This window comes from Roseicyclus sediminis, from assembly GCF_025515305.1.
Lineage (GTDB): Bacteria > Pseudomonadota > Alphaproteobacteria > Rhodobacterales > Rhodobacteraceae > Roseibacterium > Roseibacterium sediminis.
On the sequence record NZ_JAOPHT010000025.1, the window covers coordinates 1 to 15,465 of the forward strand.

The following is a 15,465-nucleotide window of genomic DNA, read 5'->3' on the forward strand; positions in this document are numbered from 1 at the left end:
ATCGCAGCCGTCAGCGTCGTCTTGCCGTGGTCAACGTGACCAATCGTGCCGATGTTCACGTGCGGCTTGTTACGTTCAAACTTTGCCTTTGCCATCTGCCCTGGCGCCCTGTCCGTTCGGGGGCTCGCCGCACAAGACGCGACGAACCCGGTTCAACATCGCGGGCGAGGTATTGCGGGCGGGCAGAAAAATCAAGCCGTCAGTTGGCGACGGGCTCGGGACAGGGCACATCGTCGGTCGGGATGCACTCCGCCGCTGCCGCTTCGGCGGCCTCCGCCCCCGGCTCGGCGGCCGCGGCGAGTTCCTCGACCTCGGCCGCCGCGGCAGCCGCCGCGTCGGGGTCGATGTTGAACCACTCCGGGTTCTGCAGCATCCAAAGCTGGATGCGCCGTGCCGCGTTCCGGGCGAGGATCTGCATCTGCTCCTCGCGGTTGCGCGCGATGCCCGAACCCACGATCATCGTCTCGGCGCTCGCACCCTCGAAGACCATGATCTGTTCCGGCTCCTCGTGGAGCTTCACGCCGGCGGCGTCATCCCAGACGTTGACCGAAAGGACCAGAACCGAGCGCGGGCTGAGGACGATCGGAATGCCCGGGGGCGCCAGCGCGTAGCCATCGACCGCGATGCCGATGTGATAGAGACGGTCGCCCTCGTAGCCGCCGAAACGGCGGTCGATCTCGGAGGTCAGGATCGCCTCCCACTCCTCCGGCGTCGCGTTCCGGCTGGGTGGCACCTGCTGCATGTTGTCGGCCACCACGATGTTGTGGGCGAGGCGGAAATCGCCCATGTCCGGCAAGTCCTCCTCCAGCGGGTCCGGTGCCGCGCAGGCGGCCAGGATGCCCAGCGCCGCGGCCAGCACGGCAAAGCGTGGCAAGCGGGACAGGAGGGTCGGCTCGGCGGATCGGGTGGCTTGGGGGCGCATCTTGGTCGTCTCCTTGATCCCGGACGATACTGCTCGCCCACGGGATACCGCAGCCGGGTGACCCTTGCAAACCCGGAGCGGCCATCACGTTTTGGACAGCGTGGCTTTGGTGCCTATCTGTTGCCAGAAGGCGGCCACCCGACGCCACCCGCCGCGGAGCGAGAGCCGATGCCCGACACGGTCCGAAACACCGCCGAAAGCGCCCGCCTGCCGGTGCGCACGCCTCTGCCCGACCGGCCGATGGGGCTGATCGAGAGTTACCGCACGGCGCGGCGCAACCTGCTCGAGATCATTCCTCGACGCGCGCTGTTCCAGCCGGTCCTCTCGGGACGCACCGGGCCGCAACGCTGGCACATGCTCATGGATCCGGCAGGGATCCGCCGCGTCCTGCTGGAGGCGGTCGAGGACTACCCGAAGTCGGTCGCCACCCGCGCCGTCCTGAAACCGGCCATCGGCGACAGCCTCTTTCTCGCGGAAGGCGAGGAATGGCGCTGGCAGCGGCGCGCCGCCGCGCCCGCCTTCTCGGCCCGAAGCGTCGATGCCCTCACCCCTGTCATGACCCGCGCCGCCGAGGCCGCCGCCACGCGCCTGGACGCCTCGGTGGGACGCGCCGCCGACATGGTCGCCGAGATGACCGCAGCGGCCTTCGACGTGATCGCCGACGTCACCTTTTCCGACGGCAAGGGCATAGACCGCGCCGGCGTCGTCTCGGCGCTCGAGAGCTACATCGACGAGGCCGCGCGGATGAGCCTTCTCGACGTCCTCGGCGTTCCGGCCTCCGTCCCGCGCCCCGCCCGCGCGCTCGCCGCGCGCCGGCTCGGCGCGATGCAGGCGGAGGCCGACGCGGCCATCGCCCGGCGACAGGCCGCCGGCCCGGGCGCCGGGCGCGACCTCCTCGACCGGCTCATCGCGGCGGAGGACCCCGAAACCGGGCGGCGCATGGACGCGGACACGCTGCGCGAAACGCTTCTGACCTTCATCGTTGCGGGGCACGAGACGACGGCGCTGTCCCTGTCCTGGGCGCTCTATCTCTGCGCCTTCGACACCACCACGCAGGACCTGGCCCGGGCCGAGGCGCAGGCCATCCTCGGCGACCGGGCGGCCGGGGCCGCGGACGTGCCCGCCCTGCCCATGACCCGCGCCATCGTCGAGGAGGCACTCCGCCTCTACCCGCCCGGCGCCTTCCTGTCGCGCACAGCGCGCAGGTCCGACCGTCTGGGCGCCGCCATGATCCACCCCGGCGACACCGTCATGATCCCGGTCTGGGCGCTCCACCGCCACCGCCGCCTCTGGGAGAACCCGGACGCCTTCGACCCGTCGCGCTGGCTGGGCGAAACCCGCCCCGAACGCTGGCGCTACCTGCCCTTCGGCGACGGTCCGCGGATCTGCATCGGCATGCGCTTCGCACTGCAGGAAGCCACGGTGATCCTCGCCACGCTTCTCGCGCGCTTCCACCTCGCACCGGTGCCGGGGCGGGAACCCAAGCCCGTCATGATCCTGACCACGCGTCCCGAGGGCGGGGTCTGGCTCGAGGTCTCCCGCGCCTGACCCCGCCCTGCCTTCATCCTGGCATCAAACTCTCGGGGGGAGGCGCGGAACGCGCCCGGGGGGCAGACAGCCCCCCGGCAAATTCCTTTCCCAAGGAATTTGCCCGCGCCGATGCCGACGGGCGGCGCGTCCGGCAGCCTCAGTTGAAGCGGTTGTCCCTGGGGAAGCCGCGCGGCGCCATCCGGCCGGCAGTCGCCCGCTTCGCCATCCATTCGCCAAGCTCGGTCTCGGTCCGCGTCCGCCCCGCCGGATCGAGCCAGCTCAGTCCATCGGCCAGCCGGAAGGTCCGGGCATCCGACAGCCCGCCATCCTTGTACTTCTGAAGCCGCACGCCCTTGCCGCGGCCCAGCTCCGGCAGCTCCTCCAGCAGGAACACCAGGAGCTTGCGGTTGTCTCCCACGACCGCCACCGCGTCGTCGCCCTCGGCGACGGGTGCCGCGACCTTCGCGGTCACCCCGTCCCTGACGTTCAGGACCTGCCTGCCGGTCCGGGTCTGGGCCACGATCTCGTCCTCGGTCACGAGGAATCCATCACCGGCAGAGCTCGCCACCAGCCGCTTGACCCCGGGACGGTGCACGAAAAGGTCCACGATCTCGACGTCGTTCGGCAGGTCGACCATCAGCCGCACCGGCTCCCCCAGTCCCCGCCCGCCGGGCAGGCCGGAGGCGGGAAGCGTGTAGACCCGACCCTGCGCCCCGAAGATCAGGAGCTTGTCGGTCGTCTCGGCGTGGAACACGAAGCGCCCCGCATCGCCGTCGCGGTACTTCAGCTCGGAGCCGAGGTCGATATGGCCCTTCATGGCCCGGATCCAGCCCATCTGCGAACAGACCACGGTGATCGGCTCGCGCTCGATCATGGCTTCGAGCGGGACCTCCTCGGCCTCCGCCGCCTCCTCGATCACCGTGCGCCGCGCGCCGCCCGGTGCCTTGGCGCCGAACCTCTCGCGCACCTCGCGCAGCTCATCGCGGATCCGCTCCCACTGCAGCCCCTCCTCGGCGAGAAGATCCTCCAGCCCCGCACGCTCCTCCATCAGCGCGTCGCGCTCGCGCAGAAGCTCCAGCTCCTCCAGCCGCCGGAGCGACCGGAGACGCATGTTCAGGATCGCTTCGGCCTGCACCTCGGTCAGTTCGCCCTCGCCCGCGGGCGGGCTCACGTAGTCCTTCTCGGACGTCGCGCGGCCGAACTCCCGGCTCCAGTCCTCGCGCATCAGCGCGGCCTTGGGCATCTCGTCGTAGCGGATGATGTCGATCACCCGGTCGAGGTTCAGGAAGGCGATGATGAAGCCTTCCAGCACCTCGAGCCGATGGTCGATCTTGTCCATCCGGTGCCGCGAACGGCGGATCAGCACCTCGCGCCGGTGGTCGAGGAAGGCGCGCAGCACCTCCTTCAGCGAACAGACCTTCGGCGTCCGCCCGTCGATCAGCACGTTCATGTTCAGCGCGAAGCGCGTCTCGAGATCGGACTGCCGGAACAGCGTCCCCATCAGAACGGCGGGGTCCACGTTCTTCGACCGCGGCTCAAGCACGATGCGGATGTCGTCCGCGCTTTCGTCGCGGATATCGGCGAGGATCGGGACCTTCTTGGTCTGGATCAGCTCCGCAAGCTTCTCGATCAGCTTCGATTTCTGGACCTGGTAGGGAATTTCCGTGACCACGATCACCCAGGTGCCGCGGCCCTGGTCCTCGACCTCCCACTTCGCCCGCACGCGGAACCCGCCGCGTCCGGTCCGGTAGGCCTCGGCGATGGAGGCGGGCGGATCGACGATCACGCCGCCGGTCGGGAAATCCGGCCCTTTCACGTAGTTCAGAAGCGTGTCGTCCCGCGCGTCCGGAACCCGGATCAGGTGCTCGCAGGCCCGCAGGAGCTCGTCGAGATTGTGCGGCGGGATGTTCGTCGCCATGCCCACGGCGATCCCGCTCGACCCGTTCGCCAGCAGGTTCGGCACAGAAGCCGGAAGCACCTCGGGCTCGCGCAGCGTGCCGTCGTAGTTGTCCCGGAAATCGACCGAATCCTCGTCGAGGCCCTCCATCAGGGCCTCGGCCATCGCGGTCATGCGCGCCTCGGTGTAGCGGGAGGCGGCGGGGTTGTCCCCGTCGATGTTGCCGAAGTTGCCCTGCCCGTCCACCAGCGGGTAGCGGATCACGAAATCCTGCGCGAGGCGCGCCATCGCGTCATAGATCGCGGCGTCGCCATGGGGGTGGTAGTTCCCCATCACGTCGCCCGAGATCTTCGCCGATTTCCGGAACCCGCCCGTCGACGAAAGGCGCAGCTCCCGCATCGCGTAGAGGATGCGCCGGTGCACGGGTTTCAGCCCGTCGCGCGCGTCCGGCAGCGCGCGGTGCATGATCGTCGACAGCGCATATTGCAGATACCGGGACGAGATCGCCCGGGAGAGCGGTTCGGCGCTCAGCCGCTCATCCTCGGGCCCGCCTGCCTTCGGGCTGTCATCTTGTGGTGGATCGGGTTCGCTCATACCAAGCATTGTGATACAAGCGGGACCGGGGGGCGGCAAGCGCCCATGCGCCCGACCCGCCCCGGTGCGGCGGGAAAACCCCACCCGTGCCGAATCGCGCGACGGGGTATAGACCCCGCGAGGAAGAAGGGAGCCCGACGGCAGCATGATCCGACTGACGCTGATCCTCGCGGCGGTGATATTCGCCATCCTCGTGGTCGTTCCCGGCCGGAAGACCGACGGCGAGGGCCCGTCGGTGGGCGCCGATGCGGCCGCATCGGGCGCTGACCGCCCGGCGCGCGCCCTCACCGGCGACAGCGCCCTTCAGGAAACCCGGGACGGGCGCCTCGTGCTCCTAACTCCCGAGGGAGAGGAACTGGCCATCGCGCTCGTGATCGAACCGTCCGAACTCACCGCCGAGGACGCGCGGGTGAACCTCCCCCCGGCCGAGACCTCCGGGGCGCTCGACCCCGTGCTCGACGATGACGGGCTCGCCGGCGACGGCGAGAGCGAGCCCCAGGCCACCGGGGGCGAGACCGCCGTCGCAGAAACCGCGCCCGCCGCCCTGCCCCCCGCAGACGGGATCGAGCGGCTGCGCGTGGCCGGTGACCGCGTCAATTTCCGTGCCGGGCCATCCACGACCGACGCCATTCTCGGCGCACTCGACCGGGGAACCGAGCTGGAACTCGTCGAACGCGTCGCCGACGGCTGGGCGCGGCTCCGCCTGCCGAACGGTCTGGAAGGCTTCATGTCCGAGGACTTCCTGGAACCCGCGAACTGAACTTGCCGCCGTTTGCGCGCTGACCTAGTCAGGAGCCGCGACAGGACCGGAGCGACCGTGACCCGCAGCATCCTCATAACCGGCTGTTCCTCGGGGATCGGCCTTGCGGCCGCGGAAGGGCTACGCGCGCGCGGCTGGCGCGTGATCGCCGCATGCCGCAGCGATCTCGACGTCGATGCCCGCAGGTCGGACGGCTTCGAAAGCGTGCGAATCGACCATTGCGATCCGGACAGCGTCGAAGCCGGCTGGCAAGCGGCGATGCAGATCACCGGCGGCACGCTCGACGCGCTCTTCAACAACGGCGGCCACGGCATGCCGGGCGCCGCCGAGGACGTGCCGCGCGAAGCGCTCGAACAGGTGTTCCACAGCAACGTCTTCGGCGTCCACCAGCTGACCCGCCTCGCCATCCCGGTGATGCTGGCCCAGGGTCATGGCCGGATCGTCATGCATTCCTCGGTCGTGGGATTCGTACCCCTCAAGTGGCGCGCGGCCTACGTCGCGACGAAACACGCGCTCGAGGGCCTGACGAACACCATGCGCATCGAACTCCGCGGAACGGGCGTGCAGGTCTCGATCCTGAACACCGGCCCGGTGACATCGGGTTTCCGCGAAAACTCCGCTCGTCTGTTCGACACCTGGATCGACGCCGGGAATTCCCGCCACGCGGCCTTCTACCGTGGCCCTTTCACCGCGCGCCGAAACAGCACGGACCCCGACCGCTTCGAGCTTCCGGCCTCGGCCGTTGTCGCGAAACTGGTCCATGCCGTCGAAGCGCCCCGCCCGCGCATCCGCTACTACATCACGCTACCCGCCCATGTCGCCGCCATCCTGAGCCGCATCCTGCCAGAGCGTGCCCGGGACTGGATCATGTCGAAGGTCTAGCCTTTTGGCATCCCGCCCCTAGATCGCCCCCGACGAGGAAGAGAGAGACAATGCTGAACGACCCGCTCCTGATCATCGCACTGCTGGCCTGCTTCGCGGTGGTGGTCATCCTCATGATGGGGATCAACTCGTTCCGGCGCGGCGGCGAATACGCCCGCGCCAATTCCAACAAGTTCATGCGCTGGCGGCTGATCGCGCAACTGGTGGCGGTCGTCCTGATCCTCATCTTCGTCTACGTCCGCCGGCAATCGGGAGGCTGATCCATGGTCGTGCTGAACAAGATCTACACCAAGACCGGCGACGCGGGCGAAACCGCGCTCGGCGACGGCAGCCGCGTGGCGAAACATTCGATGCGCGTGACCGCCTACGGCACCGTGGACGAGCTGAACGCCGCGCTCGGCGTGACACGCCTGCATGCCGACGAGGACCTCGGCGCCCGCCTCGCGGCGATCCAGAACGACCTCTTCGACCTCGGCGCCGACCTCTGCACGCCGAACATGGAGAAGGACGCCGAACGCGAATACCCCGCGTTGCGTATCGTCGCCGAACAGGTGTCGCGCCTCGAGCGTGAAATCGACTCGCTGAACGCGAGACTTGAACCCCTGCGCAGCTTCATCCTGCCCGGCGGTTCGCCGCTCTCGGCGCACATGCACATCTGCCGCACCGTCGCCCGGCGGGCCGAGCGCATGGTGGTTGAACTGGCCACGATGGAATCGGTGAACCCCGAGGCTGTGAAGTATCTCAACCGCCTGTCGGACTGGTTCTTCGTCGCCGGCCGCATCGCCAATGACGACGGCCGCGCCGATATCCTGTGGGTCCCCGGCGCGAACCGCTGATCCCCGCACGACCCTCCGACCCGGCCGCAGCGGCCATTCCTTCATCCTGGCGAAGAAACTCTCCGGGGGGAGGCGCGCGGCACGCGCGCCCGGGGGGCAGACGGCCCCCCGCAAATTCCTTTTTCGGGAATTTGCCCGCGGCGCCGTCGAACCCGGCGCAAAGGTTGACGTTGCGAACCATTTGGCGGACGGATCGGTCTGCGCTATATTCCCTTCCATGAGCCACGTGAACGGCGCCAGACCCTACTCCCGTGCCGAGTACCTCTCGGATGCGGCGGTCCATATCCTCGGCATAGGCTTCGCCCTCGTCGCGGGCCCCACCCTCGTTGCCGTAGCGGCCATGCGGATCGGCGACGCCACGACCGTGACCGCCGTCGCGATCTACGCCGCGACGCTTCTGGCGATGCTCACCTGCTCGGCGCTCTACAACATGATCCGCAGGCACGACTGGGCCGACAGGCTGCGCCGCCTCGACCAGTCGGCGATCTACCTGAAGATCGCGGGCACCTACACGCCCTTCGTCGTGCTTTTTCCCGGCAGCCCCGGCTTTCTCGCGGGCATCTGGGCCGTGGCGCTGGCCGGTGCCTCGCTCATCGTCTTCAGCGCGAAGAAGCACACGCTCTTGGCCATCGTGCTCTATCTCGGCCTAGGATGGGCGGGGCTCGCGCTGGGCCAGCCGCTGATCGACGGGCTGTCCAGCGAAGGCACGATCCTGCTTCTGACGGGCGGGTTGCTCTACTCGGGCGGCGTCGCCTTCCTGCTCTGGCACCGTCTGCCGTTCCACAACACGATCTGGCACATCTTCGTCCTGGCGGCGACCTGCGTCTGCTACGCCGCCATCGCGGTCGAGCTTCTGGCCGCCATACCGCCGCTTCCGGTTCCGTAACGCGGCGTCCAACGACCATTCCGCGTCGATTTTGACCTGTTGCGGTACGTCTCGACGGGCTAACACTCCCCCTGACGCGGGGCAGCCCCAATCCGGCCCCCGATGGTTTGCAGAGAGGAGACACGCATGAAGGTGCTCGTGCCCGTCAAGCGCGTGATCGACTACAACGTGAAGGTCCGCGTGAAAGCGGATGGCTCCGGGGTCGATCTCGCCAACGTGAAGATGTCGATGAACCCCTTCGACGAGATCGCGGTGGAGGAGGCGATCCGCCTCAAGGAGGCCGGCAAGGCCGATGAGGTCATCGCGGTGTCGATCGGCGTGAAGCAGGCGCAGGAGACGCTGCGGACCGCGCTCGCCATGGGGGCCGACCGGGCGATCCTCGTGGTCGCGGCCGATGACGTGCACCAGGACATCGAGCCGCTGGCCGTCGCCAAGATCCTCGCCAAGGTCGTGGAGGAGGAGGCGCCGGGCCTCGTCCTCGCGGGCAAGCAGGCGATCGACAACGACATGAACGCCACGGGTCAGATGCTGGCAGCCCTTCTGGGCTGGTCCCAGGCGACCTTCGCCTCCGAGCTCGCGGTCGAGGGCGACCACGCGCTTGTGACCCGCGAGGTCGATGGCGGCCTGCAGACGATCAAGGTGAAGATGCCGGCCATCGTGACTGTCGACCTGCGCCTGAACGAGCCGCGCTACGCCTCGCTGCCGAACATCATGAAGGCGAAGAAGAAGCCGCTCGATGAGAAGACCGCGGCGGATTACGGCGTCGATGTCACACCGCGGCTGACGGTGCTCAAGACCTCGGAACCCGAGGAGCGCAAGGCCGGGATCAAGGTCGGCTCGGTCGACGAGCTGATCGGCAAACTCAAGGAAGCGGGGGCGATCTGATGGCTGTTCTTCTTCTTGCGGACGTGAACAACGGGGCCCTTTCGACCGACGCGGTCGCCAAGGCCCTGACGGCGGTCTCCGGTCTTGGCGAGGTGCATGTCCTCGTCGCGGGGCAGGGTGGCGATGCGGCAGCGGCCGAGGCCGCGACGCTTGCGGGCGTGTCCAAGGTCATCTTCGCGGGCGACCACGGCTACTGCCACATGCTGGCCGAACCGGTGTCGGATCTCGTGGTCTCGATGGCGGGCGGCTACAGCCACATCGCAGCACCCGGGACGAGCGACGCCAAGAACGTCCTTCCGCGCGTCGCAGCGCTTCTCGACGTCATGGTGATCTCCGAGGTCACGAAGGTCGTCGATGCCGAGACCTTCGAGCGCCCGATCTACGCCGGCAATGCCGTGCAGACGGTGAAATCATCGGACCCGGTCAAGGTGATGACGATCCGCACCGCGGGGTACGACGCGGCGGCCGGCGGCAACTCCGCCCCGGTCGAGACCCTCGGCACCGCGGCCTCGGCCGGACTTTCGGAATGGGTCGAGGACAAGGTCGCGGCCTCCGACCGGCCCGAGCTGACCTCGGCCGGGATCGTCGTCTCCGGCGGACGCGGCGTGGGCAGCGAGGAGCAGTTCGCCCTCATCGAGGGGCTGGCCGACAAGCTTGGCGCCGCCGTCGGCGCCTCGCGCGCGGCGGTCGATTCGGGCTATGCGCCGAACGACTGGCAGGTGGGCCAGACCGGCAAGGTCGTCGCTCCAGAGCTCTACATCGCCGTGGGTATCTCGGGCGCGATCCAGCACCTCGCCGGGATGAAGGACAGCAAGGTCATCGTCGCGATCAACAAGGACGAGGAAGCGCCGATCTTCCAGGTCGCCGATTTCGGCCTTGTCGCGGACCTGTTCCAGGCTGTGCCGGAACTGACCGACAAGCTCTGAGGGGCGCCGGGCCCGCACGGCCCCCGCACCACCAATGTCAGACGGCCCGCCGGTTTTCACGGCGGGCCGTTTTCATTCACGTTCGCCGGCGAGATGCGGGATAAGCGCCGCGCAGGCCGCCTCATGCGCCTCGACACCGGGCAGAGCGCGCGCCGCGGCCTCCTCCCGGCGGGCGAAGAACATTCCGCGTGCAGGGCCATCGCCCCGCCTCGCCGGATCGGCCACGACGGTCAGCGATGCGGCGCCTTTCGCCACGTCATCGATCATCTCGCGCGTGACGAACAGCGGATCGGGCCCGAAGCCGGTTGCGGGTTCCTCCGTCTCGGGCGCGCGGCGGGCAAGCCAGAGAAGGTGCACGGGCACCTTCGCCGCTTCCAGGTAGGCCGCCATTCGCGCGCGCCACGCCATCTGAAGCTCATGCCTGAGGATGCCGAATCGCTCGGGCGACGTCGCCTTGAGATGGCTGAGCAGGTGGCGCGTGAAATGGAACTCCGTGAAATCCACGTCGCGGTAGATCGTATGGAGCATGGAACTCGCCTTCACGAAGCGGTCGTTGCGGCGGGGGTGGACGCTGTAGAAACGGTTGCTCAGGTTCTGCGCGCCGGGAACCTGAAGCACGATCGCGCGCGCGGTTTCGGCAGCGGCGGCGACCGCCGGGTCGGAGGCGATCACGTCTAGCCCCGCGGCCGGCACGCCCATGTTTGTCACGCGCACCCCGAGACGCGCGGCCAGCTGCGTGGGCCAGGGCGCCGACACGAACCGCCCGAACGTCTCGGCACCGCCGAGGCAGAGCACGTGGCCGGGGGCCAGGTCGGCCACCGGTCCGCGGAACCTCAGGACCGACCCCGGATAGGTCACCAGCCCGTAGTCGAGGGGCATCGCAGCCCGTTTCTCGAAGCTCATCGCCCTTTTCCGCCTCGCACTGATTCACCCGCGCGAGAGACTGCCACTCCGTGATTTCAGAAGTGCTAACCTGCTGATTTGAAGAAATTTCGCTTCGTGCTGCCGGAGGGTGGCGCGCCGCTTTGGCGCGGCCGTCCCGCTTGTGCCCGGTGCGGCGCGGGGCCTATGGTGCCGCGGCAGAGCGGCGTCATCGGAAAGGGCGACCATGGAGATCAGGACGATCGGCATCGTCGGAGCGGGCCAGATGGGCAATGGCATCGCCCATGTCTGCGCCCTTGCGGGCTATGACGTGCTCATGAGCGACATCAGCCAGGAGGCGCTCGACCGCGCGGTGGATCTGGTCGAGCGGAACCTCGGGCGGCAGGTCGGGCGCGGCAAGATCACCGAAGAGGACATGCGCGCGGCCATGGGGCGCATCAGGACGACGCTGAAACTGGCCGAACTCGGCGTCTCCGACCTCATCATCGAGGCGGCCACCGAACGCGAAACGGTCAAGACCGCGATCTTCGAAGACCTGCTCCCGCATCTGAAGCCCGAGACGATCCTGACCTCGAACACCTCCTCGATCTCGATCACGCGACTGGCCAGCCGCACGGACCGGCCGGAGCGCTTCATGGGGTTCCATTTCATGAACCCTGTCCCCGTGATGCAGCTCGTCGAGCTCATTCGCGGGATCGCGACCGACGAGGCGACCTTCAAGGCCTGCAAATCCGTGGTCGACCGGCTGGGCAAGACCGCGGCCACCGCCGAGGATTTCCCCGCCTTCATCGTGAACCGCATCCTGATGCCCATGATCAACGAGGCGGTCTACACGCTCTACGAGGGTGTCGGGTCTGTCGAATCGATCGACCAGTCGATGAAGCTCGGCGCGAACCATCCGATGGGTCCGCTGGAGCTCGCCGATTTCATCGGTCTCGACACGTGCCTCGCGATCATGAACGTGCTGCATGACGGGCTGGCGGACACGAAGTATCGGCCCTGCCCCCTTCTCACGAAGTACGTCGAGGCCGGGTGGCTCGGGCGGAAAACCGACCGCGGCTTCTACGATTATCGTGGCGAGGTGCCGGTTCCGACGCGATAGGCCGCGCGCGGCGGACATCGCCCCGGCCGCCGGCAAGGCGCCTGGGGTTTCTCGCTGTGATCGGGACACCACCTGCTTGGACGGCGACGGGCGACCAGGTGGGGGTGTCTCGCTGCGGAAGGATGGGCTGCGTCCGTGGACGATCAAGGCCCGTCACGTCCCCGGCAGGGCGGTGTTCTGGCGTCGCTCAGGCCGCGCCGCGCGCGCCCGGCCCCTCGCGCCCGATGAATGCAGGGCCGGGACGATCCCCGTCGAACGACTGGAACGCATCGAAAGGCCGCGAGAGATCGGCGGCGCTGGCCTGCACGGTTTCGCAACTGTCGGCGACCCGAGCGGCGATGGCGGCATTCGTCTGTGTTACGGCGTCGATGGAATCGAGCGCCTTCTTGACCTCCTCGATGGACATCGACTGATCCTTCGCGACGGTCGCCGCAGCCTCGATCTCGGTCGAGACGGCGACCGCGCTTTCGCGGATGCGTTCGAGCGTTTCGCGGGTCCGGGCGAACAGGACCGATCCCTCATCGACGGAACCGTTGGAACGCTCGATCTTGTTGCGGATCGTTTCGGTAAGCTCCGCCGCACGCTTGGCAAGCGACGACACCTCCGTGGCCACCACGGCGAAGCCCTTGCCGGCCTCCCCGGCGCGCGCCGCCTCGACCGAGGCATTCAGCGCCAGGAGGTTCGTCTGGAAGCTGATTTCCTCGATATCCGTCGTGATCCGCTTGATGTCTGCGAAGCCCGCCTTGATCCGCTCCATCGCGCCGTCGGCCTTTTCGGCCGCGACAAGGCCGCTTTCGGCCTCGCTCTTGTTGCCGGCGCTGGCCTCTATCGCGCGCTGGAAACCGGCCCTGTTCTCGCGCACCGATTGGGCCAGCGCCGTGACGGCGGCGTTGGACTGCTCCACCGCGGCGGCCTGGCCCTGCGCGCGCTGGCTCAGATCATCGGCAAGCTGCGACACCTCCTGTGTCAGGCGGCGCACCTCGCCGGCGTTGGCACGCACGCCTTCGAAGACTTGCTGAATCCGCCCGCCCATCGCGTTCAGCGCCTCACGCTGCGCCTCGTAGACCTCGGGAAAGGGCGGATCGACACGGGATGACAGGCGTCCGGCGCCGAAATCGGCGATCACCGCGCCGATCCGGTCGAAGGCCTCCTTGCGGTCGGCGTATTGCGCCTGGGAATAGCCATAGGCCACCGCCTCGACATCGATGAGGATCGCGCGCATGGCAGGGATGAAGAGATGCGTGTGCCCGCGTCGGCGGCCCAGCAGGCGGCTGCCCGTCACTTCCATCAGGGCTTGCACGATCAGACGGGCGGCGTGCGAATACATCGCCATGAAGTACATGCTCGGAAGGCCGATGCGATAGTGCACCCCGCCGACCCGGTTGGCGGAGTGTTGGTATTCCTCGCTGAAGCGGCTGTTGAAGAGCTTTTCCCAATGGGCGATCTGCTTGCGCTTGGCCGAAAGCATATGCGCCTGATCGTCGAAGAAACCCTTCAACTCGGGATCGGTGGAGACCGAGGCATAGAAGATGTCGAGCATTCCATCGAGCTTCGGCGCAACGAGTGTCCAGACCTCCGCGAGGTCAGAGACGAGGGCGTCGTCGATGGCGAAGCGCATGTGGAATTCACGTTGCATGTCCATCGGCGGATTCCCTCGTGGCTGGAAAGACGCCCCGGGGATACACGCGATTTCGTTGCGATCCTCTTAAGTCGCGTCCCCGTCCGAGCGGCTTTCCCCGTCGGGCGCATCGCGCAGCGACAATGTCCGCTCGCGCAGCCAGGCCATGAATTCACGGGGACGCGCGATGCGTCCTTCCCATTCCTCGGGCGGGATCGGCGGGCCGATGATCGGGGCCTGCGGCTTGTCGAAGCTGTGCACCACCTCGTGGATCAGAAGCCCCTGGCGCAGCACGGGCGAGATCCGGTTGGCGATCTGGTACCAGCGGGAATTCGAACCGGTGAAGAAGCACGGCACGATGGTCGCGCCCGAGGTGCGGATCATCTTGGCGGTGAAGACGTTCCACTCGCCCTCGATCGCCGGGCCGAACATCGACTCGGAGGCCGCCACCGTCCCCGACGGAAAGAGCGCGATGAGCCCCCCGTCCTTGAGGTGCGCCATCGCTTCGGCGCGCATCGCCAGCATCTTCTCCTGGGCGTCGGGCTCGTGCGGGAAGGGCACCGGGATCATGAAGCTCGCCGCGCTCTCGTCCAGGCCGGTCAGCAGCGCGCGCGTGAGGATCCGGTAGTCCGGCCGCCGCCTACCGATCAGATCGGCGAGGATCATCCCGTCGACGAGTCCGTGGGGATGGTTGGCGACGAAGACAACCGGCCCCTCGGAGGGAATGCGGTCGAGCTGATGCTGCGGGGTCTGGAGATCGATGCCCATCACCCGCATCGTTGCGGGCCAGAACTCCTGCCCCTTGAATTCGCCCATCCGCTCGAACTGGCGCACCCGGCGGATGATGGTGATCTTGCCGGTCATCCATTCGATGGCCTTGATCGTGCCGCGCAGCCAGGGATTTGGGAACGTGTTGGCATAGGTCAGCGACCGGCGGTCGTAGACGCTCTGCCTGTTGTCCGGCAGGATGGCCGACCGTGGGGCCGCGATGTTTCGCTGGCTGGTATCCGTCACGCGCCTTCGTTCCTTGCCGTCCTCGTCCGGCGGCCCGGGTCGCCTCAGGTCTCTTCGCCGAACCTGTCGGCGACAAGGGCCTCTAGCGCATCTGCAAGCGTCTGCGCCTCCGGGCCGGTGGTCTCGACTTCAATAGTGGTTCCCATGGAGGCTGCCAACATCAAAAGCCCCATGATGGAATCTCCGGCGGCGCTCAGCCCGTCGCGGCGCACCGTCGCCTGCGCGTCGTGATCCTCGACGACCTCGACGAAACGGGCGGCGGCGCGCGCGTGGAGGCCCTTCACGTTCACGATCTGCAGACTGCGGGTGACGTTCGCGGCGTGGCTCATTCGGGCGCTCCGTCGAAACTGTTGATGTAGCGGCGACCGGCCTCGGCGGCGCGGGCCACGGCCTCGTCCACCCCGAGGTGGCGGCACTTGGCGAGCTTGATCATCATCGGCAGGTTCACCCCGGTGAGGATTCGCCGGTTCGACGGGCGGCAGGCCCGCAGGCTGAGGTTCGAGGGCGAGCCGCCGTACATGTCGGTCACCACCACCACGCCCGATCCATCGTCCACGGCGTCGGCGGCATCGCAGATCTCGGCCGTGCGGGCGGCGCGGTCATCCTCCGGACCGATTGGAATGGCGACCATGGCGGCCTGGGCACCCACGACATGTTCCGTCGCGCGCTTCAGTTCGGCCGCGAGCCCCCCATGGGCGACGATGACGATCCCGATCACCTTCCGAGGCCTC

17 protein-coding genes are annotated in these 15,465 nt (G+C 68.0%); 9 read left to right on the forward strand and 8 right to left on the reverse strand.

Features of this window, described 5'->3' with window-relative positions:
* Together N8I71_RS19620 and N8I71_RS19625 are read right to left on the reverse strand one after the other, a co-directional pair.
* On the reverse strand, window positions 1-95 hold a 95-nt coding region (locus N8I71_RS19620), incomplete at its 3' end, for a GTP-binding protein (RefSeq protein ID WP_018590913.1).
* A 104-nt stretch (window positions 96-199) separates the two neighbouring features.
* Window positions 200-922: a hypothetical protein gene (locus N8I71_RS19625; RefSeq protein ID WP_262879739.1), complete on the reverse strand. Its 723-nt coding sequence runs from the start codon at window positions 920-922 to the stop codon at window positions 200-202.
* A gap of 168 nt (window positions 923-1,090) precedes the next feature.
* Here N8I71_RS19625 and N8I71_RS19630 point away from each other — a divergent pair, with 168 nt between their 5' ends.
* The gene (locus N8I71_RS19630) at window positions 1,091-2,470 is read left to right on the forward strand and encodes a cytochrome P450 (RefSeq protein WP_262879741.1); all 1,380 of its coding nucleotides are present in this window, start codon (window positions 1,091-1,093) and stop codon (window positions 2,468-2,470) included.
* 139 nt (window positions 2,471-2,609) lie between these two features.
* Here the strand turns inward: N8I71_RS19630 and N8I71_RS19635 are convergent, their stop codons facing one another.
* On the reverse strand, window positions 2,610-4,943 hold the full coding sequence (locus N8I71_RS19635) for a DNA topoisomerase IV subunit A (protein ID WP_262879742.1): 2,334 nt from the start codon (window positions 4,941-4,943) through the stop codon (window positions 2,610-2,612).
* 145 nt (window positions 4,944-5,088) lie between these two features.
* Between N8I71_RS19635 and N8I71_RS19640 the strand changes: the two genes are divergently transcribed.
* From N8I71_RS19640 to N8I71_RS19670, 7 genes are all read left to right on the forward strand, one after another.
* A complete protein-coding gene (locus N8I71_RS19640; protein WP_262879743.1) occupies window positions 5,089-5,703 on the forward strand; it encodes an SH3 domain-containing protein in 615 nt (204 codons plus the stop codon).
* A gap of 57 nt (window positions 5,704-5,760) precedes the next feature.
* On the forward strand, window positions 5,761-6,585 hold the full coding sequence (locus N8I71_RS19645; RefSeq protein ID WP_262879744.1) for an SDR family NAD(P)-dependent oxidoreductase: 825 nt from the start codon (window positions 5,761-5,763) through the stop codon (window positions 6,583-6,585).
* Window positions 6,586-6,635: 50 nt separating this feature from the next.
* The gene (locus N8I71_RS19650) at window positions 6,636-6,845 is read left to right on the forward strand and encodes a twin transmembrane helix small protein (RefSeq protein ID WP_262879745.1); all 210 of its coding nucleotides are present in this window, start codon (window positions 6,636-6,638) and stop codon (window positions 6,843-6,845) included.
* 3 nt (window positions 6,846-6,848) lie between these two features.
* Window positions 6,849-7,421, forward strand: coding sequence for a cob(I)yrinic acid a,c-diamide adenosyltransferase (locus tag N8I71_RS19655; RefSeq protein ID WP_262879746.1), 573 nt, complete (start codon window positions 6,849-6,851; stop codon window positions 7,419-7,421).
* Window positions 7,422-7,638: 217 nt separating this feature from the next.
* Window positions 7,639-8,307: a PAQR family membrane homeostasis protein TrhA gene (trhA, locus tag N8I71_RS19660; protein ID WP_262879747.1), complete on the forward strand. Its 669-nt coding sequence runs from the start codon at window positions 7,639-7,641 to the stop codon at window positions 8,305-8,307.
* A 126-nt stretch (window positions 8,308-8,433) separates the two neighbouring features.
* A complete protein-coding gene (locus tag N8I71_RS19665) occupies window positions 8,434-9,192 on the forward strand; it encodes an electron transfer flavoprotein subunit beta/FixA family protein (protein WP_262879748.1) in 759 nt (252 codons plus the stop codon).
* A complete protein-coding gene (locus N8I71_RS19670) occupies window positions 9,192-10,118 on the forward strand; it encodes an electron transfer flavoprotein subunit alpha/FixB family protein (RefSeq protein WP_262879749.1) in 927 nt (308 codons plus the stop codon). The genes N8I71_RS19665 and N8I71_RS19670 overlap by 1 nt, the downstream gene beginning before the upstream one ends.
* Before the next feature lie 72 nt (window positions 10,119-10,190).
* Here the strand turns inward: N8I71_RS19670 and N8I71_RS19675 are convergent, their stop codons facing one another.
* The gene (locus N8I71_RS19675) at window positions 10,191-11,021 is read right to left on the reverse strand and encodes a DUF6473 family protein (RefSeq protein ID WP_262879750.1); all 831 of its coding nucleotides are present in this window, start codon (window positions 11,019-11,021) and stop codon (window positions 10,191-10,193) included.
* 205 nt (window positions 11,022-11,226) lie between these two features.
* Between N8I71_RS19675 and N8I71_RS19680 the strand changes: the two genes are divergently transcribed.
* Entirely contained in the window at window positions 11,227-12,102 is an 876-nt protein-coding gene (locus tag N8I71_RS19680) for a 3-hydroxybutyryl-CoA dehydrogenase (protein WP_262879751.1), read from the forward strand.
* A 187-nt stretch (window positions 12,103-12,289) separates the two neighbouring features.
* Here the strand turns inward: N8I71_RS19680 and N8I71_RS19685 are convergent, their stop codons facing one another.
* From N8I71_RS19685 to N8I71_RS19700, 4 genes are all read right to left on the reverse strand, one after another.
* The gene (locus N8I71_RS19685; protein ID WP_262879752.1) at window positions 12,290-13,744 is read right to left on the reverse strand and encodes a methyl-accepting chemotaxis protein; all 1,455 of its coding nucleotides are present in this window, start codon (window positions 13,742-13,744) and stop codon (window positions 12,290-12,292) included.
* 63 nt (window positions 13,745-13,807) lie between these two features.
* A complete protein-coding gene (locus tag N8I71_RS19690) occupies window positions 13,808-14,734 on the reverse strand; it encodes a lysophospholipid acyltransferase family protein (RefSeq protein WP_406676356.1) in 927 nt (308 codons plus the stop codon).
* A gap of 44 nt (window positions 14,735-14,778) precedes the next feature.
* Window positions 14,779-15,063, reverse strand: coding sequence for an HPr family phosphocarrier protein (locus tag N8I71_RS19695; RefSeq protein ID WP_262879753.1), 285 nt, complete (start codon window positions 15,061-15,063; stop codon window positions 14,779-14,781).
* Window positions 15,060-15,452, reverse strand: coding sequence for a PTS sugar transporter subunit IIA (locus tag N8I71_RS19700; protein ID WP_262879754.1), 393 nt, complete (start codon window positions 15,450-15,452; stop codon window positions 15,060-15,062). Before N8I71_RS19700 ends, N8I71_RS19695 begins: the two co-directional genes overlap by 4 nt.
* Between the last annotated feature and the right edge of the window lie 13 nt (window positions 15,453-15,465).